Here is a 23,951-nt window from a genome sequence, read left to right as displayed (position 1 = left end):
TGATCGTAGACTCCTCAATTCAACCAAAGCTGCAAAATCATGAAAAATGGGGACGCAACCCCCATGTCGCGTTATCCGTTGCTGACTTGGATGCGGCTAAAACACAGCTATTAGCACAGGGGTACTCTCTCAAAATGAGCGATTCTGGTCGCACCGCGCTGTTTACTCAAGACCCAGATGGTAACATCATTGAATTGAGCCAAGCTTAGGTATAAAGTATTACTCCATTCCCACTCAAAAATTACCGATCTCTTCCTCTGCGTCTTCTGCGCCTGGAGTTGTTCGTTCATAGGTATTCTTGGGGCGGGATAGGAGTAGGAACAGAAACTTCCCAAGAAAAAAACGCCCAACCCTCCGGCTGCCCAGTCTGAGTGACCTGCATACCTTGGATAATTGAGTTGTGGGAAACACCTAAAATTCCTAGGAAATGCGATCGCAATTGAATGAAAATTGTTGCCTACCTCTACAGCGACCCCCTCCTCGAATCCCCAGCAGACCCAATGGTTTGGGGATTTGAGGTAGATCGGGTCTATCAAGACTTGGGAGGGCGTCAGCAGTTGCAGCAGTTGTTGAGAGATTGTCAGGTTGAACCGACGGATTACTTGTTAATTCAGCGTCTGGATACACTGGGAGACTCAGTGGAAGAAGTTAGCGATCGCCTCACTCAACTCGAATCTCTCGGTATCGAAGTCATTGCCACCGAGCAACCTTATAACTCTTCCCAACTCGCCTCGACTAATCTCCCAAATATTCGCGCAAATTTATTCAAACTCATCGACGAAATCCAAAATTACCAGCGCAGTCGCCGCATTCGTCAAGGACACGCCCGCAATCGCCTTAAAGTTCTTCCTCCGCCGGGAAAGGCACCCTACGGTTATCGGCGGGGTAAAGACCGCTACATTCTCGATCGCAGTACAGCACCTGTAGTCAAGGATTTTTTTGAACAGTTTCTCTTGTATGGCTCCTTACGGGGCGCAGTACGATATCTCGAAAAAAAGTATAGTAAGAAAATTTCTGTTTCTACAGGGTGGCGTTGGCTGACTAACCCCATCTATCGGGGCGATCTGGGCTATCAAAATGGGGAGGTAGTTTCTGATACCCATAGCCCCATCCTCAACCGGGAAGAAGCGGCACAGATTGATCGCCTACTGCGTCGTAACCGCCGACTGCCCCCCCGTACCGCTAGCGCCCCTCGCTCTTTGGCCGGTTTGGTTATTTGTGGGGAGTGCCACTCTCACATGACGGTAACGAGCGTAACCAGACCCCGTAGTCATAAAGAATACTTATATTTACGCCCCATTAACTGCCCAAAGCGTCCCAAGTGCCGTGCGATCGCCTACGAAAACATTTTGCACTCCACAATTCAAAGCATCTGTCAAGAACTCCCTCGTGCTGTCGCTGGGATGAACGCCCCCAGCCTAGATGGTGTGAAGCAAGCCATTAACAGTCAAATTACGCAAAAGCAGGAAATTTTAACACAACTCCCTAGCTTAACCGCCACAGGTGTCCTCGATTCAGAAACAGCTGAGTTACGCGCCTACAAACTCCGGACAGAAATTTCCCAGCTTCGATCCCGACTGGCAGCACTACCTCCCGTCAATTTACAAGCGATCGCTCAAGCTGTATCCATTCCCCAATTTTGGAATGATTTATCAGAATCAGAACGCCGATTCTACTTTCGAGAATTCATCCAACAAATTGAAATCACGCGCCAAGATAAGGAGTGGCAGCTGAAACTACTATTTATTTTTTAGCCCCTTGGGGCGGTAATCATTTCTAAAACTAATGAAAGATGCGAGTATTGCAGTCCCTAGAGATCTGGCAAACCTATACCAGGGAGTACCAACAAAACGCGTAGTAGATGCGCTGTATGGAGTCCCCACGTCCCGATCCATCCGACTCCCTGTTTCAAAAAAACTGCTGCTAGTGCCACAACTAAACCAATTAAACAAGCCTCTATAATCGCAAAGCGTTTAGGTTCTAAGAATTTGCGGAAAATCCTGAGCCAGAAGGTACTGCTCATAAGTTAAGTATGTTTCCCCATTGACTCGCCGTAAAAGGAGTGCCTAGGCTTAACTTTATTACTTCGTGAGGAGCGAGCGCTTCTAGCGAAGGGATTATCTAATTTAACATGAATTTCATTATTCTCTGAAAGCCTTCTAGAGAAAGGGTTGTAGGGCTAAATATAGCGGTTCTCATTTGGATGAGATATAGCGCTATTGGTTTTAAGGCAGAGGGCAGAGGGCAAAAGGCAGAAATGGGTGTATCTCACTCAAGTGAGAACCGCTATAGCGTTTTTATTTGAGATGTAAATAAAGACACAAATGCAGAAATTACTAAGATTTTAAAACGCTATATGTTATTAAAACTTTTGAGTCGCTCAGTAGCAAGAACACCTCGAAAAGTTCCGCTTCGTATTATCCTTGTAGTGCCGTTTGTAGTGCAAATTTTTGGGGCAGTGGGACTTGTCGGGTGGCTTTCGTTTAAAAATGGGCAGGAGGCGGTAAATAACCTTGCCACCCAGTTAATGAGTGAAATCTGCGATCGCATTGAACAAAACCTGCGGACTTACCTAGAAACTCCTCATAAGGTTAATCAAAGTAATGCATCAGCAATTCATTTGGGTCAATTGAGCGTGCAAGACATGCCTGCATTAGAACATCACTTTTGGCAGCAACTTCAGATATTTGACACCCTAACGTTTGCTGGCTTAGGGTTAGAACAAAAAGAGATCATAGGAGCAGAACGCTTAGATGATGGCTCATTAACCCTCAGAGTATCGACTAAAGTAAGTGGCTATGATTTTCGGACTTATTCTACCGATCAATTTGGCGATCGCCTGAAACTACTCAACCATAAAATCAACTTTGACGCTCGCACCCGCCCTTGGTATAAAGCGGCTGTAGCAGCTGGTAAACCAACTTGGAGTGAAATTTACCCCAATACGGCTGGACTCACTTCTTATCTCGGTGCATCGATGCCTTTTTACAACAAACAAGGCAAATTGCAAGGAGTCTTACTAACTAATATAAATCTATCAAAAATTAGCGACTTTTTGGGAAGTCTAAAAATTGGCAAAACAGGAGAAAGTTTTATTATCGAGCGTTCCGGTCTTTTGGTGGCAACTTCAACTACTGAACAGCCATTTCGTATCACCAAAAAAGAATACGGAGCCGAACGAGTAAAAGCAATTGAGAGTAAGGATTACTTAACTAAAACTACCGTTCAATATTTAGCAACCAACTTTAATATCAACAGGCAAATTCAAACTCGGCAACAACTCCAATTTTCCATCGAGGGGAAACGACAATTTTTACGGGTTCTGCCTTTCAAGGATAAGAAAGGATTAGATTGGCTGATTGTGGTAGTCGTTCCCGAAGCCGACTTCATGGAGCAGATTAACACTAACACCCACACTACAATCGGACTATGCTTGATAGCATTGCTTTTGGCAACCACTGTGGGAATTATTACATCTCGTTGGATTGTCCAACCCATTTTACAGCTAAAGGATTCGGCTACTGCGCTATCCGAAGGAAAATTTGACCAGAGTGTCAACCTCGATCGCTCTGATGAACTCGGTGTGCTTGCCAAGGCTTTTAATACTATGGCAGCGCAACTTCAGGAATCTTTCACAACCTTGGAAGCTAAAAATGCTGAATTACAGCGCCTCGATAAGCTAAAAGATGAATTTTTAGCCAATACCTCCCATGAACTTCGTACTCCTCTCAATGGCATAATTGGTATTGCAGATTCCTTAATCGATGGTGCAACAGGACAATTGCCAGGAAAGACGATTACCAATCTTAGTATGATTGCGTCATCGGGCAGAAGACTGTCTAATCTAATCAACGACATCCTCGATTTCTCGAAGCTAAGGCACAAAAATATTGAGCTACAAATCCAGCCTGTGGGAGTGCGAGAACTGACAGAAATCGTTCTTATGCTTTCCCAACCCTTAGTCTGTAAAAAGTCTGTGCAATTGATTAACTCCATCAGTCCCAATATCCCCTTAGTAGATGCCGATGAAAATCGCATCCAACAAATTCTACACAACTTAATTGGGAATGCAATTAAATTTACCGAATCTGGAATTATAGAAGTTTCAGCTAATTGGTTGAATGTTAAAAGGTTGAATTTTGAAGGTTCTCAAGACAACCGACAATCGGCTACCCCTCAACCAGCCACCCCCTCTAACTTTCAACCTGCTAATCTTCAACCCCAAGAACAACCTGGTGACTCTTATTTGGCAATTACTGTATCAGATACAGGTATTGGTATTCCAGCCAATAAATTAGAGAGAATTTTTGAATCCTTTGAGCAATCCGATGGCTCTACTGCTAGGGAATATGGAGGTACGGGTTTAGGTTTAGCTATCACTAAACAGTTAGTGGAGTTGCACGGTGGAGAAATTCACGTTTCATCAACTGTTGGGAAAGGTTCTCAGTTTACCTTTACGTTACCTATATCTCAGAATCAGGTTAAGCCAACTTCGGCAGTATCGCTAATTCCCTCAATAGTAAAGGCACAAGAAGTGACTGAGGAAAATCTAATCCTCAATGAAGCGTATCGCATAGACACGGGAGGATTTAAAATTCTCATTGTCGATGACGAACCTATCAATCTCCAGGTACTTGCAAATAATCTTTCTCTGGCAAACTATGCCATCACTCAAGCTACCAATGGCTTAGAAGCATTAGAAATCATTGAAAAGGGGTTTAAGCCAGATTTAATCTTACTCGATATTATGATGCCACGCATGACGGGTTATGAAGTCTGCCAGAAACTTCGCGAGAGGTTTCTACCGAGTGAACTTCCCATTGTGATGTTAACGGCAAAAAACCAAGTATCAGATTTAGTGGAAGGATTTACTGTTGGTGCTAATGATTATCTGACTAAACCCTTTTCTAAAAATGAATTATTAACGAGGATTAAAACTCATATTCGTCTTGCCAAAATTAATGCTGCTTATGGTCGCTTTGTTCCTCATGACTTTCTTCGCTTCTTGGGGCACGAAAGTATCGTAGATGTAAAATTAGGCGATCATGTTCAGAAAGAGATGACGATACTATTTTGTGATATTCGCGACTTTACCGCCCTTTCAGAAGGAATGAGTCCTCAAGAAAACTTTAAATTTATTAACAGCTACCTAAGCCGATTTAGTCCAATTATTCGCGCTCACAATGGTTTCATTGATAAATATATTGGAGATGCTATCATGGCTCTATTTCCTGAGTCAGTTCATGAGGCTGTCGCGGGTGCAGTTGAGATGCAAAAACAAGTGATGATCTACAATCAGCATCGGCAAAAACAGCGTTATGTTCCCATTACGATTGGCATTGGCTTACATACAGGCAGTTTAATGCTGGGTACGATTGGCGAAGAACAGCGGATGGAAAGTACAGTGATTGCTGATGCTGTCAACCTAGCTTCACGTTTAGAAGGGTTAACCAAGCTTTATGGTGCGGGAATTCTAATGAGCGGACAAACTCTCAGTTATCTTGATGCTTCACACAAGCACAGCTATCGATTTGTTGATCGCGTGAAGGTCAAGGGAAAACAGGCACCCGTATCAGTCTTTGAAGTCTACGATGGAGATGAGTCGCAGCTTTTGCAATTAAAGACACAAACGAAAAGTAACTTTGAACAAGCCATTATTTTGTATTTTCAGCAACAATTTGCTCAAGCTCAAGAAATCTTTCACGAAATTTTACAAATTAATCCCCATGATAAAGCTGCCTTGCTGTATGTTAAACGCTGTGAGAAGTATCAAAAGTATGGAGTGCCAGAGGAATGGGAAGGTGTTGAAGCTTTGACTGAAAAATAATAAAAGTTCCTCATTCTCTTAACCACCTAACTTACTAACCCAAGTTGCTAGTTATCTAAGCTACTCAAGTAGGCAACCGAATAAAATCCCCTCCAGAGATATGGTGTAAAGGGGTATATGCTTAATGAAACTATTGCCATGTACGCTATCATCAACAACTTGCTCAAAGCAATCGGACATCGAGACGATTGAGACAGTTTGCAGTGGCATCAATAGAGTTTTTCCGAAATCCATTCAGTTGTCTGAATCGATATGTTCTGCTTTCATAACCCGCAACTTGGGTTAGTAACTGGCGACTAGTCAACGTTAAGAGGCATCTTCTCCCCTCAGCTTGCCGATATTCTGTTCCCAATTCATACCATCAAAAGGAACTATCTCAAATCGCGAAATCACATCACCATCAAGACAGCGAACATTAACATCAATACAGTCGGGGTGACTACGGGGAGTATAAAAAGAGTGAATTCCACAAATCTGACAAAATTTATGCTTGGCGACTCCTGTGTTAAAGGTGTATGTTGTCAGGGCTTCCTCTCCTTGTAACAAAGTAAATTTATCTTTTGACACAATGAGATGTAAAAACCCTTTTTTTCGACAAATTGAGCAGTTGCAATCATCAGCTTTGTGCTTGTCAACTATTACTTGAAAGCGCACAGCACCGCAGTGACAGCCACCCTCGTAAGTTACGGGTTCAGTAAAATTTGCTGTCATTTGATACTCCTCGACGTAAACATCACGACTTCAGCAGCAAGTAGTAAAGCTCTCCTGTTCCATTAATCGCCCCCGCTCGATCGCCTGCTTTTGGCCCAGTTCCCATAAAGATATCCACGCGACCGGCCCCCCGAATCGCGCTACCAGTATCCTGATCGAGTACGTAGCGATTCACCAGACGGGTTTCTAGCTGACCGGTGGCGTTGGGATAGGGGATAGGGGCGTTAATCAGCGCTAAGGCTCCCGGTGGCATTAGGGATTTATCGGTTGCGATCGATCGCTCTGCGGTCACGGGTACGCCTATGCTCCCACTAGCGGGTGCCCCATACGTTTCCTTGAAGAAAACAAAGCTTTGATTTCGGGGTAAATATTGGCTCAGTTCTGCTGGGTTAGCGTGGAAGTAATCGACGAGAACCTGTAGTGTCAACCCCTCCAAAGGCAATTTGCCATCTTTAACCAATTCCCGCCCGATGCTGACATAAGGGTAATCCGTCTTGCCTGCGAAACCAACGGTCATCTGTTTCCCGTTTGGTAGCTGGAGACGGGCGGAACCCTGAACTTGAACGAGAAAGGCTTCTAAGCGATCGCGCAACCACACCAGTTCACCGCCTCGCAGTTGGCTTGTTGTGCCTAAGCCATCTTCCCCTTCTAACTCAGTACGAGTGGGGTGAGGGGTTTTCCATCGTTCAAAGTTAGTCGGTAGCCTATACAGGGGATATCGATACTCAGCACTCGGCGTCCGACTGGCAGTATAAATCGGTTCATAGTATCCGGTGAATAAAACTGTCCCCTGCTCATCTCTCCCAACAGACTTGTAAACGGCAAACTCGCGCTTCACAGCGGCTTGCAACTCAGCAGGGGAACGAGACTTGAGAATTAGTTGGCGGAAACGCACAAGGGAGCGACGGACGCGATCGCGCGTTATTCCTTGTACTGGATACTTCCGGTAAGCCTCAACCGCTTTAGCAGAGGCAAGGTAACGTAAGCTGTTATCGATAGACGCTAGTAACGCTCGCCGATCTCCCGGTTGCCCCGGACTACCCCACAGTTGTTCGTCAAAACCCAACGCATTCAGATTGACCTGACTCTCATCCAGGTTTACGGGTCGTAGTGGCACATTGACTCGACCCGCATCTGGATTAACAGGTTGCTGGGCTACATTTTCCTGACCCACTTTCGAGTTAACGGGTTGCTGCGGCGTATCGGCGAGGGTTAAACCATTCGCACTCAAGAAAGCCATCCCTACAGTTAGAGAGAGCCAAGTTATTATTTTTCCCATACTCACCAAAAATTGCCAAACCGCTAGTCATTGGTCATGGGTCAATAGAGCCCTGACCCCTAACCTTTGACCGCGACTAATAGCGTTCGACGCTTCCAGCGTAAACTGGTTCCACCCGAATCGCTGTGACGCTAGAGGGACGCAGCACCATGTACTCACCTTGGATATTTTTGATCGGCACGTTGATGAAGTCCTGAGACGTGGCTTTTGGCATCAGTTCGCCACTGTACCACTTTTGAAATTCTTGAATTGTTGCAAAACGCACTTCTTCCCGGTGACCACTTGACAAAAAGATGTATACAGCGTACTCATCTGGGGTTCTGGGCATGGAAAACCATCCTTAATCCATAACCAAATTATTATCAGCGACCACGCGCCGGAAGATCACACTCTCAAGCCAACAAATTATACCGTTGCAGCAAAGTTTCCAGCACTGACGGCAACGTTTGTGATAATTCTTCTGGTTTTTGAAACAACAGCTGCTGGTAATTGGGTAAGTCAAAGGGAAATCGCCCCGGTAAGTCTGGTCGATCCATTTGTACTAGCAAAATTTGTTCGGTGCGCTTAGTAGTCAAGGCGTAGCCAATTTCCACACAGACATTGGGGCTAGGGATTAATAGGGGAGTCTTTTCTCCTTCAATTCGAGCCACTGATGTCCCATCAGCAACAAACAGCAGGCTTTTGCGGATTTTGCGCATTTGGGTGCTGCTTAAGCGCATGGGTTCACCGACTGGTCGTCGGGATTCTTCTAGTGTGAGGGGTAAGCGTGATCGCTGATTAAAGCTTTCCAGGCTCTTCGAGAGGGCATTACGCAGCGCCTCACTGGAGGCATTGTACTCACTTTGGTAACTCAAAAATATGATGGGCTCCAGTTGCGCCATCACCTCAAGCTTTGTGAAGTAAATCTCGTGAGAGATCAAGTCAATGTTGGAAATGGCATAACCGCCACTACCTTCGACATAAAACTCGACTGTTTCCCCTTCCAGATAGCGCCCAAACCAGACTGAGTTTTTGACATCCTGGCTATCGTCTAAAAAGTCAGCTCTTAAACCCGACTTGAGCAAGCTATTTTTGCTCAGGCGCAAGTCATGGGGGCGTTTCTCCAGTTCTTTAATGGGTTCATATTGCTGGAGATACCAGGCTTTCAGGGCAATAATGGCCATGAGATCTTACAGATGCACGGTTTCCCGATGCCGCCGCTAAAATTCTTGAACTGGAATTTTAGCAGTAAGCGGAGATATCTTCACCACATTCATCTGCCAAATAGCACAAAGCTCGGAAGCGCAACGCCACTACTTCGTCATACAACGGATTCAATTTGCACATGGGCGGAATATGAAACAGAGTACGACCCAATAATTTAACATCGCGCTCAAAAGGACACTGCGCTGGGATTACTTGGCAGAGGCGGTGTGCCATTTCAGGGCTGTTAACTTCAACCTTGTCTAGCCACTGCCTCACAGGTTGAAGCAGGTCAAAGGTTTTCTTGGCTTGGGGAGGGGTTATCGAGGTTGTTGGCTGTGAAGCAGTTTCTTCTGGCTGCGTCCAAACCCAACTTGTAATGGTCAGATTTTTTGCTGTATGCTCGGATACATTCATAGTTCCTTTCCTGTATGTGGGAAAAGCGAACTGGATCGCCTGTCATTTACCTACAATCGCTCAGCATCCAATACCGGATGAATTCCGGTACCCTTTCGGGTGAGGTTGCTGCACTCCAGCAGGCACTTAATCTGTTGCCTAAAAGAGTTAAGCGTTGGTTCTATTACAGGTGTCTCGGTTCTGGGTGTTCTGACCCTCGGTCAAACTGGCTGGGGTCAATATCGCTGCTGAAATCAGCAGCTTATCTTAAAACCGAATGGATTAGGTGCTGTTCCGAAATAACAGTCGTTCGGGTAAGTAAAAAAACCTAATTGATTGGTGTGAAGGTGAATAGGAGATCTATCCAATTTCTTAAAGTGAGAGCGCTTGTTATTGATATGGTTACTGAAACGCAAGGCAATTACCTTGGTAATTTCACTGAACTTTTGTGAAGTTTCATTTGCCGTCTCAGTAACATCCCTTAACAGGATAACCGATCTGTGTAGTCAACATCATAAAACAAAAGACTGACTTTGCCAGGAAAATTTTTCTGCCTGGAGAGTCAGTCCTATAAAACGAGTCAGTTCCGTAGATCTGGGGTGGGTCTGACCAGAGAGGGAGAATACCTCAGCACTCGGGTCAGGCTGATTTACAAACCTTCATCTCTTATGTAAAGCGGCTGTTACCCCTTCCTATAAAGGAAGGGTTTAGTCATTTCTGTCCCGCTGTACTATGAGGCGACCCTAGCTGTTGAGCGTCGGCGTCTGCCCGTTACCTTAACTGGAGGTTCCTCTGGCGCTTGGAGCAAGAAGATGAGGAGGGGATGACTCTGAAGCTCACGTCGGGCTAAACGCCGCAAGTCACTCTCAATTTGCACTTGTAAGCCAGCCCAGTCGATATCTAGCTCACTACCCTCGAAGGACTTGGCAAAATCTGTCCAGCGATCGCTTAAGGTTCGTTCAATGGTCTTAACCACCAACTGCTCCAAGAGCGACTTCTCAACCAGTGACACAACCCCCCGCAGGTGGATTTCTGGCTTCGCCAGTAACTTGCCCTCCCAGTCCACTGCCGCCGCTACGGTAACAACACCATCTTCTGCTAGTTGCTGCCGTTCTTTGAGTACGTTGTCATGAACAATGCCGCAGCGATCAACCAGTTCAATCCCTGACGGAACCTTGCCCGCAACACCAATGCTATTTTCTGTGAGTTCCACGATATCCCCGTTGTTGATCACGACTGTATTTTCCGGGGGGATACCCATTGTATGAGCCATCTTGGCGTGCTGAACCAGCATCCGATGCTCGCCGTGAACCGGCACAAAGAATTTCGGTCGAGTTAGGGATAGCATCAGCTTCTGGTCTTCCTGTGCGCCGTGACCGGAAACGTGGATTCCTTTGTCGCGACCATAGATGACATTGGCTCCCTGGATCATCAGCTTATCGATGGTATTGACCACAGCAATGGTATTGCCAGGAATTGGGTTAGCGGAGAATACCACCGTATCGCCCTGCTTGATTTTTATTTGTCGGTGCTCGCCATTCGCAATCCGCGTCATTGCCGCCATCGGTTCACCCTGAGAACCGGTCGTCAGAATCACGACCTTTTCGGGAGGTAAGTTGCTAACGGCATGTAATGGCTCAAACAAGTTATCGGGGCACTTGATGTAACCAAGATTACGAGCGTGGGCAATGACATTGAGCATCGAGCGCCCAACAACCGAAACAACCCGTTTGTGTTTTTGCGCGAGTTGCAAAATGATATTCACCCGGTGAACTGACGAGGCAAAGGTTGTGATCAGTACCCGTCCAGGCGCTTGAGCGAAAACGCGATCAAGATTGGGATAAACTGCACTTTCTGAAGGGGTGTGTCCTGGGACTTCAGCATTGGTCGAATCACTGAGTAAGCAGAGTACTCCTTTCTCACCGTGTTCTGCCAATCTTTGGAAATCAAAGAATTCGCCATCTATGGGTGTATGGTCAATTTTGAAATCTCCCGTATGAATCACGACACCGAGTGGGGTGTGGATGGCAATGGTGAAACTATCCGCCATGGAGTGAGTATTGCGAATAAATTCGACCACGAAGGAAGTGCCAACTCGTACCATGTCACGGGGACTAACTGTCTTCAATACCGTGCGATTGGCGACTCCAGCTTCTTCCAATTTGCCTTGCAGCAACGCCATTGCCAGACGCGGCCCATGAATGACGGGAATATCAAATTGCTTGAGGTGATAGGGAATGCCGCCGATATGGTCTTCATGGCCGTGAGTGACAATCATCCCTTTAATTTTGTGGCGATTTTCCCGCAGATAGGTCATATCGGGCAGAACAATATTCACCCCGTGCATTTCATCATTGGGAAAAGCAATCCCTGCATCTATAAGGATAATTTCGTCATTGATCTCTAAAATACAGGTATTTTTTCCAATTTCATGCAATCCGCCTAGGGGAATAATTTTTAAGGCTGGTGCAGATTTTTTATTGTTAGTCATTTGCCTCCTTTGAGGTATGTGTTTATCTTGGATTAGGAAATTCAAAACCGTTCTAAACAGAAAGAACAGTAGGTTGGTAGATAAAAATGTATGGCTAGCCAAATTCGCAGACATCATTACACAACTTTTTCAGTCCTCCTCTTAGACCAATAATTGCTCTAGTCTCACTGCGAACCGAGGAGATGATGTCTGAGGTATGGGCTATCTTTGCTTGTCTATTCCCTACCCATTGGTCAGAAATAGGGATGGGGACAAGAATATTAAGGCTATTAAGAGTAATTCATAGGTAGGATCTATTCCGTTTATGGTGAAAACTTTGTAGGTAGTAATATCCGAACTTTTTTTTAAAGCAAAGACAGTTCCAGCAAAACTTTCTCTAACCCTTCTTTCAACTCAATTGGCAGCTCGCAGAGGGGAGGGCGTGAGGAACCTACGTCCCAGCCTTGAAGTTTCAGCGCTGCTTTGAGAGGGATAGGGTTGGCAGTGCAGAACAAGACTTTAAATAGGGGAAAAAGTTTTAGATGAATTTCCCTTGCCCTATCGATTTTTCCAGCTTCAAAAGATTGGATCATCTCTTGCAGGTCTAGACCAACTAAATGGCTGGCAACACTAACGACTCCAGTGCCTCCAATTGCCAGTATGGCTAGGGTAAAGGAATCATCTCCAGAGTAAAGGGCAAAATCAGGCGGTGTCAAATGCCGAATTTGACTGGCTTGGTCGAAGTTACCACTGGCTTCTTTGATCGCTACAATGTTGGGAATTTCGGCTAGGCGGGCAACGGTCTCCGGTAGGAGATTTTGACCGGTGCGGCTCGGAACATTGTAGAGCATCAAGGGTATGTCAGGACAAGCTTGAGCGATCGCCTGGAAGTGATGATACAGTCCTGGCTGCGGTGGCTTGTTGTAGTAAGGAACGACTTGTAACGATCCATCTAAACCTATTTTAGCGGCTTTTTGCGTTGCTGCAATCGCTTCTTTAGTCGAATTCGATCCGGTTCCCGCAATTATCTTAGCTTTCCCCGCTACGGCGTTTTGTACCACCTGAAATAATTGGTACTCCTCATCCCAGGTGAGGGTGGGAGATTCTCCCGTAGTACCACAAACCACCAGGGTATCTGTGCCATTGTCCGCTAAATGAGCGGCCAATTGTTCAGCGACCTCGTAATTGACGCTGCCATCTTCCCTGAAGGGCGTGATCATCGCCGTTAGTACACGTCCAAAATTGACCACCCTCTTTTTATTCCTCCTTGATGCAAAGGTTTGTTCGGCGTAGCCGTTGCTGTAAGCGTCGGTTATCAGGTTGAAGGTTATCAGGTTGAAGGGAGCAACCTTCAACTTTCAACTTGCCAACTTTCAACCCCTCATCTTGCCAGTTTGTTAATGAGCAACCGTTGCTGTTGTCGGTCGGAGTAAATTTCGCGTAACCAACAACTCTGCAATTTGCACGGCGTTCAGGGCAGCTCCCTTACGAATCTGGTCGCCACACAGCCAAAGTTCTAGGCCACAGGGGTGAGAGAGGTCTTGACGAATTCGACCCACGAGAACTTCATCGCGACCTGAAGCATCAATCGGCATGGGGAAGTAATTGGCTTGCCAATCTTCCACCAGTCGCACTCCGGGGGCATTAGCGATTACTTCTCGTGCCTTGGCTATCGGCATAGGTTGTGCAAACTCTAGATTAATCGCTTCTGAGTGGGCACGCAGTACAGGAACCCGTACACAGGTCGCGCTGACTCTGAGTTTGGGGGCATTAAAAATCTTGCGAGTTTCGTTGACCATCTTCATCTCTTCCTCGCAGTATCCCTGCTCATTCAGGGGCGTGTTGTGCGGGAACAGATTGAAGGCTAATGGGTAAGGAAAGCTTTCTGTTGTTGGGGTTTCACCCTGCAAAATTGCCTGCGCCTGGCTTTTAAGTTCTTCCATCGCCCTCATCCCGGCTCCACTAGCCGACTGATATGTTGCGGCGACAATTCGTTGCACAGGCTGCACCTGATGTAGAGGCCAAACCGCCACTGCCATCAAAATTGTCGTGCAGTTGGGATTCGCGATAATTCCTTGATGCGTCGCGGCGGCATCGGGATTGACCTCTGGAATGACCAAGGGCACGTTGGGATCCATGCGAAAGGCACTGGAGTTGTCAATCACTACCGCACCGCTCTCTACGGCTTTGGGAGCCCAGGCTTTCGACGTTGAGCCCCCAGCTGAGGCTAAAACCACATCGACATTCTCAAACGACTTCTCGGACACTGGCTCTACGAGCAGTTCTTCCCCCCGGAAGGAGAGGGTACGCCCAGCGGAACGAGGTGAGGCCAAAAGCTTTAAATCGGCGAGCGGGAAGTTTCGGCTTTGCAATAATTCCAGGAGTTCTGTGCCTACTGCACCCGTCGCGCCTAAGATAGCAACGCGAATTTGATTAGACAAATGAATTTCCTCCACCTTAATAAAGAGCTTAATAACTTAACAGAGAGATACTAGCTACCTGGACTTAATCGAGACTTTATAGGTCGTTAATTTTTTTTAAGTTTACTCAATACTCTTACATTAATAACTTGGTTTCGTTTTATCGTACCTTTATTTTAAAAAATGCCTGAAATTCATCGAATTGCTATTACCTGTCTTAACACGCTTGAGTACGGTTTCTCACTCTATCATCTGAGAGATAGTCAAAGCTATTCGCTTTAAGGGTGCCCTTACCCTTGAGGAGGCTAAGTCCCAAGAGCCCTTCCTTTACCGCCAACGGATTAGCTGTGTTGTTTATAGTCTAGGCTGACGCGATGCTATAGGCTAGACTTTGCGGAACAGCTCAGCCTATGCTCTAGATGCCGCTAGCTGGCTATCCCTGTCGCGATCGCCCTCAGAATAGAACTTCTTTATGTTCAACTGAGCTGCGCCTTATGCTAACGCTAATACCCGCTCCTATGTACTATCATCAGATACGGAAACTACAAGCACTGCCTAGAGCATTGTCTCAAAGGCGATCGCAAAGGAAAAACGGCTAGATGCTTATACTTAACGGGTTCAACTAGAATACCACGAGAGACCCACCTTTACCTCTAAAGGACTTGGTTGCTTAAGCATCATCTTGAAATATCTGTGCTGAATCCTTACAAAATCTATTAAAAGTTGTCTGAAACGAAAGCGTCCATGAAAGTTACTCAGGAACCGCTCCCACAGAGCCAGCTCGGTCTGGAAATTGAAATTCCCGCCGAAACGACCCAACAAGCCTACGAAAAGGTCGTGCAAAACCTCTCACGTTCTGCCAATATTCCTGGGTTTCGCAAAGGCAAGGTGCCTCGTCAAATTTTGCTTCAGCGGATGGGCCCCCAACGAATTAAAGAAGCCGCGCTCGAAGATTTGGTTCAAGATGGCCTAAAGCAAGCGATCGAGCAAGAATCGATAGAGGCACTGGGAAACTACAAGCTTACCTCCACCTACGAGGAATTAATCCGTCAATTTCAGCCTGGAAAACCGCTGAAGTTTTCGGCATCGGTTGATGTCCCACCGACCATCACCTTAGGGGAATACAGCGGTTTGAGCGTTAAAGCTGAGGAAACTCAGCCAGAGGCTGATGCGGTAGATAAGTTCTTAGAACAGCGTCGTGTCGAGCAAGCCACTCTCATTCCAGTGGAATCACGCCCCGCTCAACTGGGGGATGTCGCGGTCGTTGATTACAGTGGTCGATTTCCAGGGGAAGGGGAAGAATCTACCGAAATCTCAGGAGCTCAAGCCACAGATTTCCAAATTGAGCTAGGAGAAGGACGGTTCCTGGAGGGCATCATTCACGGGATTGTGGGAATGAATCCTGGAGAAACCAAAGAAGTCCCAGTAACCTTTCCAGAAGATTACCCGCGAGAAGATTTGGCAGGCCAGTCCGCTGTTTTTACCATTACACTGAAAGAACTCAAGGAAAAAGAGTTGCCTGAGTTAGATGACGACTTTGCTCAAGAAGTGAGTGAAAAGGAAACTCTGGCAGAGTTACGGGAATCCCTAGAAACGCAGTTTCGGGAAAAAGCGGAGCGAGAAACGGCGACAAGTAAGGAGCAAGCGTTGCTAGAAGCACTCCTCGAAAAAGTTGAGATTGATCTCCCTGAAACGATGATTGATCAGGAAGTTCAGACGCTTTTAACGCAAACAGCCATGCAAATGGAAAGCTACGGGATGGATGTACGTAAGCTGTTTAATGCCGAAACAATCCCGCAGCTCAAAGAGCGATCGCGTCCTGATGCGATCACCCGTCTCAAGCAATCCCTGGCTCTTCAAGAAATTGCTAAGCGCGAATCTCTCACCGCTCAACCAGAGGAGATTGAAGCGAAAGCGAAAGAAGTATTAGAACAGCTCTCAGGACAAGATGTCGATCCTAAGCGGCTGCGGGAAGTCGTTGAGTCCGATTTAATTAAAGAAAAGGCTGTGAAGTGGCTCGAAGAACACGCCACAATTGAACTGGTGCCCAAAGGCTCCTTGACACCCGAACAAACAGAAGGAGAAGAAACTCCACAAGAAGAGTCTCAGACAGAAGCGATCGCTCAAGAAGAGGACGTTGATGCCGCTTCTCAGACGATTGATGTACAAGCAGAACCCGCTGAGTAAGGGATGGAATGGGGATGAGAGACTAGCTTTCCCAATCCCCATTCCAACAGCTAAAATCCAAAATCGAAATCTTGCTGAACCCAAATCTCTTGCCTCTGGAACGCCAGTCCTCTGGCAATTGAGGCATAATGATCACTAGAAGAATAGTTGTTATATTCCCCCTTTTATGCTGGGGTGAGATAGCAAAATTGCTAACTAAAATGCATTAACGTTTGTTCTATGCTGCAATCCCAGTCCAACGGCTATCAGTTCACAAGCTTAAGTTCCTTTGACATTAACTCCCTTGGCCCTAGCAACATCGTCCCGATGGTGGTAGAGCAGTCTGGTTTGGGAGAACGGGCTTTTGACATCTACTCACGGCTCTTGAGAGAGCGCATCGTGTTTCTAGGGACGCAAGTAGACGATACAGTAGCGGACTCCATCGTTGCCCAGCTGCTGTTTTTAGATGCGGAAGACCCCGAAAAGGATATCCAACTGTACATCAACTCTCCCGGTGGTTCAGTGACAGCGGGGATGGCAATTTATGACACGATGCAGCAGATTCGCCCAGACATTGTTACTATATGCTTCGGCTTAGCCGCCAGTATGGGGGCATTTCTCCTGACAGCCGGGGCTCATGGTAAACGCATGGCATTGCCCAGTTCCAGAATCATGATTCACCAGCCCCTTGGTGGTGCACAGGGACAAGCTATTGATATTGAAATCCAAGCCAGAGAAATTCTTTACCATAAGCGGACGCTGAATCAGTTACTGGCTCGCCATACGGGTCAGCCACTCGACAAAATCGAAGCAGATACCGAGCGGGACTTCTTTATGTCAGCAGCTGAAGCGAAAGACTATGGTCTGATCGATCAGGTCATCACCAGGCAGAACCTTCCCAAATCGGAAGCAGCTGTCACTCCTATCAAGTAAGAGGCTTCATATGTCTAAATACGACTCCCATCTAAAATGTTCGTTTTGCGGCAAGTCTCAGGAGCAGGTGCGTAAGCTAATTGCAGGACCAGGCGTCTACATCTGTGATGAATGCGTTGACCTGTGTAACGAAATTCTAGATGAGGAGTTGCTCGACTCTAGTGGGCCAGCTCCCCAACCGGTGCCGCCTAGAGAACCCCCTCAGAAGCGTCGCGCTCGTGCTTCGAGTCTCTCGTTAAATCAGATTCCCAAACCGAGGGAACTGAAGAAGTATCTCGATGAGCATGTCATTGGTCAAGACGAGGCCAAAAAAGTTCTCTCAGTTGCCGTCTATAACCACTACAAGCGCCTGAGCTTTATTCAGGCCAAGGGCAGTGCGAAGGCTGGGCTGGAGGATGTGGTAGAGCTGCAAAAGTCCAACATTCTCCTAATGGGGCCGACCGGTTGTGGGAAAACGCTTCTGGCTCAGACGTTAGCGAGTGTCTTAGATGTGCCTTTTGCGGTCGCCGATGCCACAACGCTAACGGAAGCGGGCTATGTCGGGGAAGATGTCGAAAATATCTTACTGCGGCTGCTGCAAGTGGCAGACCTCGATGTCGAGGAAGCTCAGCGAGGGATTATCTATATCGATGAAATAGACAAGATTGCTCGCAAAAGTGAAAACCCTTCCATTACCAGGGATGTTTCTGGGGAAGGCGTCCAGCAGGCTTTGCTCAAAATGTTAGAAGGGACGGTTGCGAATGTCCCGCCGCAGGGGGGTCGTAAGCATCCCTATCAAGATTGTATTCAGATTGACACGAGCAACATCCTGTTTATTTGTGGGGGAGCCTTTGTCGGCCTGGAGAAGGTCGTTGAGCAGCGGATTGGTAAGCGCTCCATCGGGTTTATTCAACCTGGAGAGGGTCAGTCGAAGGAAAAGCGCTCAGCTGATATTCTGCGGCACTTAGAGCCGGATGACTTGGTGAAGTTTGGGATGATTCCAGAGTTCATTGGTCGCGTGCCCGTGGTGGCTGTCGTTGACCCACTCGATGAAGAAGCGTTGATGGAAATTTTAACGGAACCCCGCAATGCGCTGGTGAAGCAGTATCAAAAACTGCTGAAGATGGACAGCGTGCAATTGGACTTTAAACAAGATGCTATTCGTGCGATCGCACAAGAAGCCTACCGCCGTAAAACGGGCGCTAGAGCCCTGCGCGGCATTGTGGAAGAATTGATGCTAGACGTGATGTACGAGCTGCCCTCGCGTAAGGATGTCACTCGCTGCACGATTACCAGGGAAATGGTGGAAAAACGCTCCACAGCCGAACTGCTAGTCCATCCATCTTCCCTTCCGAAGCCAGAATCCGCTTAAAAAAAGCTAGGGTTAGGAAATTCGAGCAAGAGAGTAGGAAAATTCTAATAGCAGATTTGAGTAGGGGCGTATGGCTATAGGCTCCTACTAACTATTGCAACTCATCTTGACTCAAATCGTTTAATATGCCTGTGATTAACGTTCGTGGCGTCGAGCATTACTACGAGTGGATACGCCAACCAAGCACCTCTCAAACCAAGCCAGTAATGGTCTTTGTTCATGGCTGGGGCGGTTCGGCTCGTTACTGGGAAAGTACTGCTAATGCCCTATCACATACCTTTGACTGCCTGCTTTACGATCTGCGGGGGTTTGGTCGGTCAAAGTTACCCCAACAGCCAATCGAGTTGCTCTATGAAATGGAGGACTACGCTGAAGATTTAGCCGTGTTATTAGATACTCTGGAACTCCGCCGCGTTGTTATCATGGCTCACTCAATGGGGGCATCTTCTACTGTCATGTTTCTCAACCGCTATCCAGAGCGAGTGGAGCGGGCAATTTTGACTTGTAGCGGGATTTTTGAGTACGAGGAGAAATCGTTTACCGCTTTCCATAAATTTGGCAAGTACGTTGTTCAGTTCCGTCCTCGTTGGTTCTTACGCATTCCCTTTGCTGGTGCGATGTTTATGGCGCGATTTTTGCACCGTCCGCTGCCTGCGGCTGTGAGCCGTGCGTTTTTAGAGGATTTCTTGGATGCGGATTACAACGCGGCTTTAGGAACGATGTTGACATCGGTGAGTAAGTATGCATCTGAGGTGATGCCTCAGGAGTTTGCTCAAATCAGCGTACCAACTCTCTTAGTGTGTGGGAAACATGACAAGATTATCCCAGCCGAGCTAGGGCGTCGGGCGGCTCAACTGAATGAAAAAGTGGAGTATTTTGAAATTCCGGGTACGGCTCATTTCCCGATGCTGGAAAAGCCGGACGTTTATTTAGAGCGGGTGCAGGAATTTTTGGGCGTTGGCTCCCCAGCAAATGCTTGAGTTCGGATACAAGAATAAGGATACAAAAATCAGGAAACCCCCAGCCCTGTTAGGAGCTGGGGATTTTAATCAGGGTGCATCTACCACTTCTTTATTCCCAAGCAAATCACCACCCTCCGGATAGATTTTGAGAAATTCTATTCTCAAAATAAGGCAGAGGGCAGAAGGTATAAGGCACACGGACAGGAGTAAGGAAAACTTTCCTGCGTTGTGAGCAGAAGCTCATGGTGCCTAACTTGCTAGCTTGCCAGCTTTGTGTGGCCTCAGAACTAGATTATCGTTCCATCGGGAATGACGGCATTTTTGATCACCACTACAATGCCGTTACGAATAAAAAAGCCTTGCTGCTCACGCTCAGCTTCCTCTACTCTGTCTTTATTGATAATTTGTACATCGCAGCCAATACGAGCGTTTTTATCAATAATCGCACGGCGAATTGTTGAGTTGGAACCAATCCCTAGGGGAACTTGGGTGGTGTCGCAGTCCGATTGCCGTTCTGCGAAGGGTTCGTAGAAGTCAGCCCCCATGATTAGGGTATCTTCAATGATGCAACCCGCTTCTATGCGTGAACGAATTCCCAACACCGAGTGATTAATCCGACATTGTTTGAGAATACAGCCTTCCCCAATCATGGATTCCGTCACTTGGCAATCTAAAAGCTTGGTCGGAGGCAAGTAACGGGCGCGTGTGTAGATAGGAGCTCTTTCTTCGTAGAAGCTAAAGGGTGGGCGCGGTTGCTGAGTCAGTGCTAGGTTAGCATCGTAGAACGACTCAATCGTTCCAATATCTTCCCAATAACCGTTATAGAGATAAGCTTGAACGTTATAGTCCTTGGCTGAGGCGGGGATAATTTCTTTGCCAAAATCGGTTTGATCTGGAGAGCGATTCAGCAAGTCGATTAAAACATCTTTTTTGAAGACATAAATCCCCATTGAAGCGATGTAGGGCATTTTTTGTGCCGGTTCGCTGTCTAAGCCCAGTGCGGTCGTATCGACCTGCATTTTCTTCAGGGCATCCCCTTTGGGCTTTTCGCTAAAGTCAACGACTCGACCCGTATTATCAATTTTCATCAGACCAAAATCTGATGCCCGTTTCTCGTCCATAGGGACAACGGAGAGGGTGATATCAGCGTTCGTGTCGCGATGACGTTCGACAAATAAGCGATAGTCCATCCGGTAGAGATGATCACCGGATAAAATTAGGAACTCATCGACTTCCCACTCCTCCATTAGCCAAATATATTGGCGCACGGCATCAGCGGTACCCTGAAACCAACTGGGGTTTTCGGCTGTCTGCTGGGCCGCGAGTACTTCAACAAACCCTTCACTCAAGCCGGAAAAGTTGTAGGTACGGGCAAGGTGGCGATTCAGGGATGCAGAGTTGAATTGGGTCAGAACGTAGATTTTGAGAATATCTGAGTTAATACAGTTACTGACTGGAATATCAATTAGGCGGTACTTCCCTGCTAAGGGTACAGCAGGTTTAGCCCGAAGTTTGGTCAGTGGATAAAGGCGTGTTCCTGCACCACCTCCGAGAATAATTCCTAAGACTCTTTTCACGAATAACCTCTCGACTGCAAGTAAATGTTACGTTTAGTGTCTGATTCTAAGGAGCAGATGGCAAGGGGAAAAGAGAAGATGAGTTAATTTGCCATTTCCATTAAAATTTTCTGGGCACATTGCTCGTTGGTACCGTCAGCTGGATGCCGTTGGATATAGGTTCCGTCGGGTTGGAGTTCCCAAGCTTGACGGTTATCTGCCATCATAATTGCCAAGATTTCTTGGAGATCTTTGATAATCTCTGGGTCTTCAATGGGCACAACGGCCTCTACTCGTCGATCTAGGTTACGACGCATCCAGTCTGCACTGCCGATATACACCTCCTCCTTACCTTGATTATGAAAGTAATAAATCCGTGAGTGTTCTAAAAAGCGACCGACCACACTAATCACGCGGATATTTTCACTGACGCCTGGGAGTCCGGGACGCAGGCAGCAAATTCCTCGGACAATTAAGTCAATTTGAACACCCGCACGGGAAGCCTCGTAGAGAGTGGCAATAATTTGTGGGTCAACCAGAGCATTCATTTTGGCAACGATACGACCCGTTCCACCCTGTCGGCAGTTTTCCATTTCGCGGTTAATTAGAGCCAGGATGCGATCGCGCAAATTCACTGGCGCTACTAATAACTTACGGTAAGACCGTTGCCGCGAGTAACCCGTTAAGAAGTTAAACAAATCCGTTAAATCGGCACCTAAATCGTCTCGACAGCTCAATATTCCCAAATCCGTATAAAATCTGGCGGTTTTAGGATTATAGTTGCCGGTTCCGATGTGAACATAGCGTTTTATTTTGTTGTCGTGCCGACGCACAACCAGTGTGACTTTGGTGTGAGTCTTCAACCCCACCAAGCCATAAACCACATGCACCCCTGCTCGTTCTAACTTGCGTGCCCAGAGAATATTGTTCTCTTCATCAAAACGGGCTTTCAGCTCCACCAGAACCGCCACTTGTTTACCATTTTCTGCCGCAGAAATCAAGGCATTGAGAATGGGCGAATCCCCAGATGTCCGGTAGAGTGTCATCTTGATGGCGAGAACCGCAGGGTCGTAAGCCGCCTGGGTAATAAAGCGCAGCACCGTTCCGGAAAAGGATTGATAGGGGTGGTGTACCAGCAAATCTGAGCGACAGATCAGGCTGAATATATCTTCCTCCTCCTCTTCCGCTGAGAGCGATCGCAACCGGGAGGGTACCACGGGTGTCCAAGGCGGGTCTTTCAGTTCCGGGAGTGGCAATTCCATCAAACTTATCAAATCTCCCAGTCCCAGCAGGCTGTCTACCTCATAGATGTCGATGTTCTGGAGCCTCAACTCTCGCATCAGCATCTCCCGCACGGTATCAGGCATTGTGACATGGATTTCCATCCGCACCACTGAGCCACTAACCCGGCGTTTCCGCAATTCCTGCTCAATGGCCAACAGCAGGTCATCCGCTTCATCTTCTTCGACCGCTAGGTCTGCATTGCGGGTAATCCGAAATGGATGATACTCCAGAATATTCATCCCCGGAAACAGAGATTCCAAGTTATGGGCAATCACCTGTTCCAGAGGAACACCCGTCCAGACTGGGGGTTGATCTTTTTTTCGGTGGCGCAAGTGTTCAGGAAAAGGCACAAACCGAGGCAAGACTTTAGGCACCTTTACCCGCGCAAACAATTCATCTTTTGTGTCGGGGTCTTTCACCACCACTGCCAGATTTAGGCTGAGGTTGGAAATATAAGGAAATGGATGGCTGGGGTCAACAGCGAGGGGGGTAAGAACCGGAAAAATCTGCTCTTCAAAGTAGTTTTGCAGATAAGTTCGTTGTTCCTGGTTCAAGTCCATGTAATCTAAACAATGGACGCCTTCTCGTGCCAGTTGCGATCGCAGAACTTTCTCAAAATGCTGATGCTGCTCGTTTACCATTGGACGCAATCGCTCGCTAATTGCCTCCAGTTGTTCACTCGGTCTTCGACCATCGGGTGGTAATTTACTGACTTTCGCCTCCACCTGTTGTTTTAAACCAGCAACACGAACCATGAAAAACTCGTCTAGGTTCGAGCTAAAAATGCTCATGAACTTTAGACGTTCCAAAAGCGGTGTCCGAGGGTCAGTGGCTTCATGCAACACCCGGTTATTGAACTCTAACCAGCTTAGTTCGCGATTAAAGTAGTATCGCGGGTCATCCAGGTTAATTTCCGTGACAGTCGTTTTCGATGATTTAGGCATGGTTTTGAGTTGGCACTGTCCTGTTCCCGATCACACTCTTGATACATCAGCCAGTTGTTGAGGAGGGTGTACCACAGAGTCCGCGTTACCGGATAGCGCGTCACAACTGCCGATGTCCTAGCTTTGTCAGTAGGGGTTGCGACTTCATCGTACCCTGAACTGAAGCCTTCTAGAACGATTCGGCGGAAGGAAAAATCTTTGTCGGTGAGCAGTGACCAGTGACCAGTGACCAGTGAACAGTGAACAGTGAACAGTAGACCTGTTTTGAAAGTCTCCTTTCATCCTGGAGTGTGAGCGGGTACGCTCATGAACGTCTCTTGCTCTCATTCGATTTTTGCCCCCCTAACCCCCCATGAATAAAAGGCTTCGTCCTTACTCCTCTCCTCTTTTAGGGGAGAACTCTCTTGGGTGAGGGGAACCGGAATCTCAAAGTCCCCCATAATTGGGGGATTTAGGGGGCATTCCAGGAT

At 47.1% G+C, this 23,951-nt stretch carries 17 protein-coding genes; 7 read left to right on the top strand and 10 right to left on the bottom strand.

Translation table 11 applies throughout. The features are described from left to right. The 3 genes from V6C93_RS29470 to V6C93_RS29460 form a co-directional block, all read left to right on the top strand. On the top strand, positions 1-209 hold a 209-nt coding region (locus V6C93_RS29470; RefSeq protein WP_333480237.1), incomplete at its 5' end, for a VOC family protein. A gap of 234 nt (positions 210-443) precedes the next feature. Beyond that, positions 444-1,754 (top strand): recombinase family protein, encoded by a 1,311-nt coding sequence (locus V6C93_RS29465; protein ID WP_333480236.1) that lies wholly within the window; start codon positions 444-446, stop codon positions 1,752-1,754. 602 nt (positions 1,755-2,356) lie between these two features. Continuing rightward, entirely contained in the window at positions 2,357-5,827 is a 3,471-nt protein-coding gene (locus V6C93_RS29460) for a response regulator (RefSeq protein ID WP_333480235.1), read from the top strand. Positions 5,828-6,133: 306 nt separating this feature from the next. Here V6C93_RS29460 and V6C93_RS29455 read toward each other — a convergent pair whose 3' ends face one another. From V6C93_RS29455 to V6C93_RS29420, 8 genes are all read right to left on the bottom strand, one after another. Continuing rightward, a complete protein-coding gene (locus V6C93_RS29455; RefSeq protein ID WP_333480234.1) occupies positions 6,134-6,538 on the bottom strand; it encodes a GFA family protein in 405 nt (134 codons plus the stop codon). 22 nt (positions 6,539-6,560) lie between these two features. Then, positions 6,561-7,817: a murein transglycosylase A gene (locus V6C93_RS29450; RefSeq protein ID WP_333480233.1), complete on the bottom strand. Its 1,257-nt coding sequence runs from the start codon at positions 7,815-7,817 to the stop codon at positions 6,561-6,563. A gap of 76 nt (positions 7,818-7,893) precedes the next feature. Beyond that, complete coding sequence (locus V6C93_RS29445; RefSeq protein WP_190502071.1) at positions 7,894-8,145, bottom strand: hypothetical protein; 252 nt, start codon at positions 8,143-8,145, stop codon at positions 7,894-7,896. Positions 8,146-8,209: 64 nt separating this feature from the next. After that, entirely contained in the window at positions 8,210-8,980 is a 771-nt protein-coding gene (locus V6C93_RS29440) for a hypothetical protein (RefSeq protein ID WP_333480232.1), read from the bottom strand. Positions 8,981-9,038: 58 nt separating this feature from the next. Further along, positions 9,039-9,416: a Mo-dependent nitrogenase C-terminal domain-containing protein gene (locus tag V6C93_RS29435; RefSeq protein WP_333480231.1), complete on the bottom strand. Its 378-nt coding sequence runs from the start codon at positions 9,414-9,416 to the stop codon at positions 9,039-9,041. Positions 9,417-10,125: 709 nt separating this feature from the next. Continuing rightward, the gene (locus V6C93_RS29430) at positions 10,126-11,886 is read right to left on the bottom strand and encodes a ribonuclease J (RefSeq protein ID WP_333480230.1); all 1,761 of its coding nucleotides are present in this window, start codon (positions 11,884-11,886) and stop codon (positions 10,126-10,128) included. A 344-nt stretch (positions 11,887-12,230) separates the two neighbouring features. Continuing rightward, a complete protein-coding gene (gene dapA, locus V6C93_RS29425; protein ID WP_349262878.1) occupies positions 12,231-13,115 on the bottom strand; it encodes a 4-hydroxy-tetrahydrodipicolinate synthase in 885 nt (294 codons plus the stop codon). A 147-nt stretch (positions 13,116-13,262) separates the two neighbouring features. Beyond that, a complete protein-coding gene (locus V6C93_RS29420) occupies positions 13,263-14,306 on the bottom strand; it encodes an aspartate-semialdehyde dehydrogenase (RefSeq protein WP_333480228.1) in 1,044 nt (347 codons plus the stop codon). A gap of 723 nt (positions 14,307-15,029) precedes the next feature. On the opposite strand from V6C93_RS29420, the gene tig reads away from it, so the two are divergent. The 4 genes from tig to V6C93_RS29400 all read left to right on the top strand — a co-directional run bounded on the left by tig (position 15,030) and on the right by V6C93_RS29400 (position 19,715). Beyond that, entirely contained in the window at positions 15,030-16,472 is a 1,443-nt protein-coding gene (gene tig, locus V6C93_RS29415) for a trigger factor (RefSeq protein WP_333480227.1), read from the top strand. A 219-nt stretch (positions 16,473-16,691) separates the two neighbouring features. Next, on the top strand, positions 16,692-17,384 hold the full coding sequence (clpP, locus tag V6C93_RS29410; protein ID WP_349262877.1) for an ATP-dependent Clp endopeptidase proteolytic subunit ClpP: 693 nt from the start codon (positions 16,692-16,694) through the stop codon (positions 17,382-17,384). Positions 17,385-17,394: 10 nt separating this feature from the next. Beyond that, on the top strand, positions 17,395-18,735 hold the full coding sequence (gene clpX / locus V6C93_RS29405; RefSeq protein WP_333480226.1) for an ATP-dependent protease ATP-binding subunit ClpX: 1,341 nt from the start codon (positions 17,395-17,397) through the stop codon (positions 18,733-18,735). Between the two features lie 125 nt (positions 18,736-18,860). Further along, complete coding sequence (locus V6C93_RS29400) at positions 18,861-19,715, top strand: alpha/beta hydrolase (protein ID WP_333480225.1); 855 nt, start codon at positions 18,861-18,863, stop codon at positions 19,713-19,715. 269 nt (positions 19,716-19,984) lie between these two features. On the opposite strand, the gene V6C93_RS29395 is transcribed toward V6C93_RS29400, so the two are convergent. Together V6C93_RS29395 and ppk1 are read right to left on the bottom strand one after the other, a co-directional pair. Further along, a complete protein-coding gene (locus V6C93_RS29395) occupies positions 19,985-21,274 on the bottom strand; it encodes a glucose-1-phosphate adenylyltransferase (protein WP_333480224.1) in 1,290 nt (429 codons plus the stop codon). A gap of 83 nt (positions 21,275-21,357) precedes the next feature. Then, on the bottom strand, positions 21,358-23,481 hold the full coding sequence (gene ppk1, locus V6C93_RS29390; protein WP_333480223.1) for a polyphosphate kinase 1: 2,124 nt from the start codon (positions 23,479-23,481) through the stop codon (positions 21,358-21,360). Positions 23,482-23,951 lie beyond the last annotated feature (470 nt).

The organism is Allocoleopsis sp., assembly GCF_036703385.1.
Taxonomy (GTDB): domain Bacteria; phylum Cyanobacteriota; class Cyanobacteriia; order Cyanobacteriales; family Coleofasciculaceae; genus Allocoleopsis.
The sequence above is the reverse complement of the archived record's forward strand: the minus strand, read 5'-3'. Positions and strand labels throughout refer to the sequence as shown.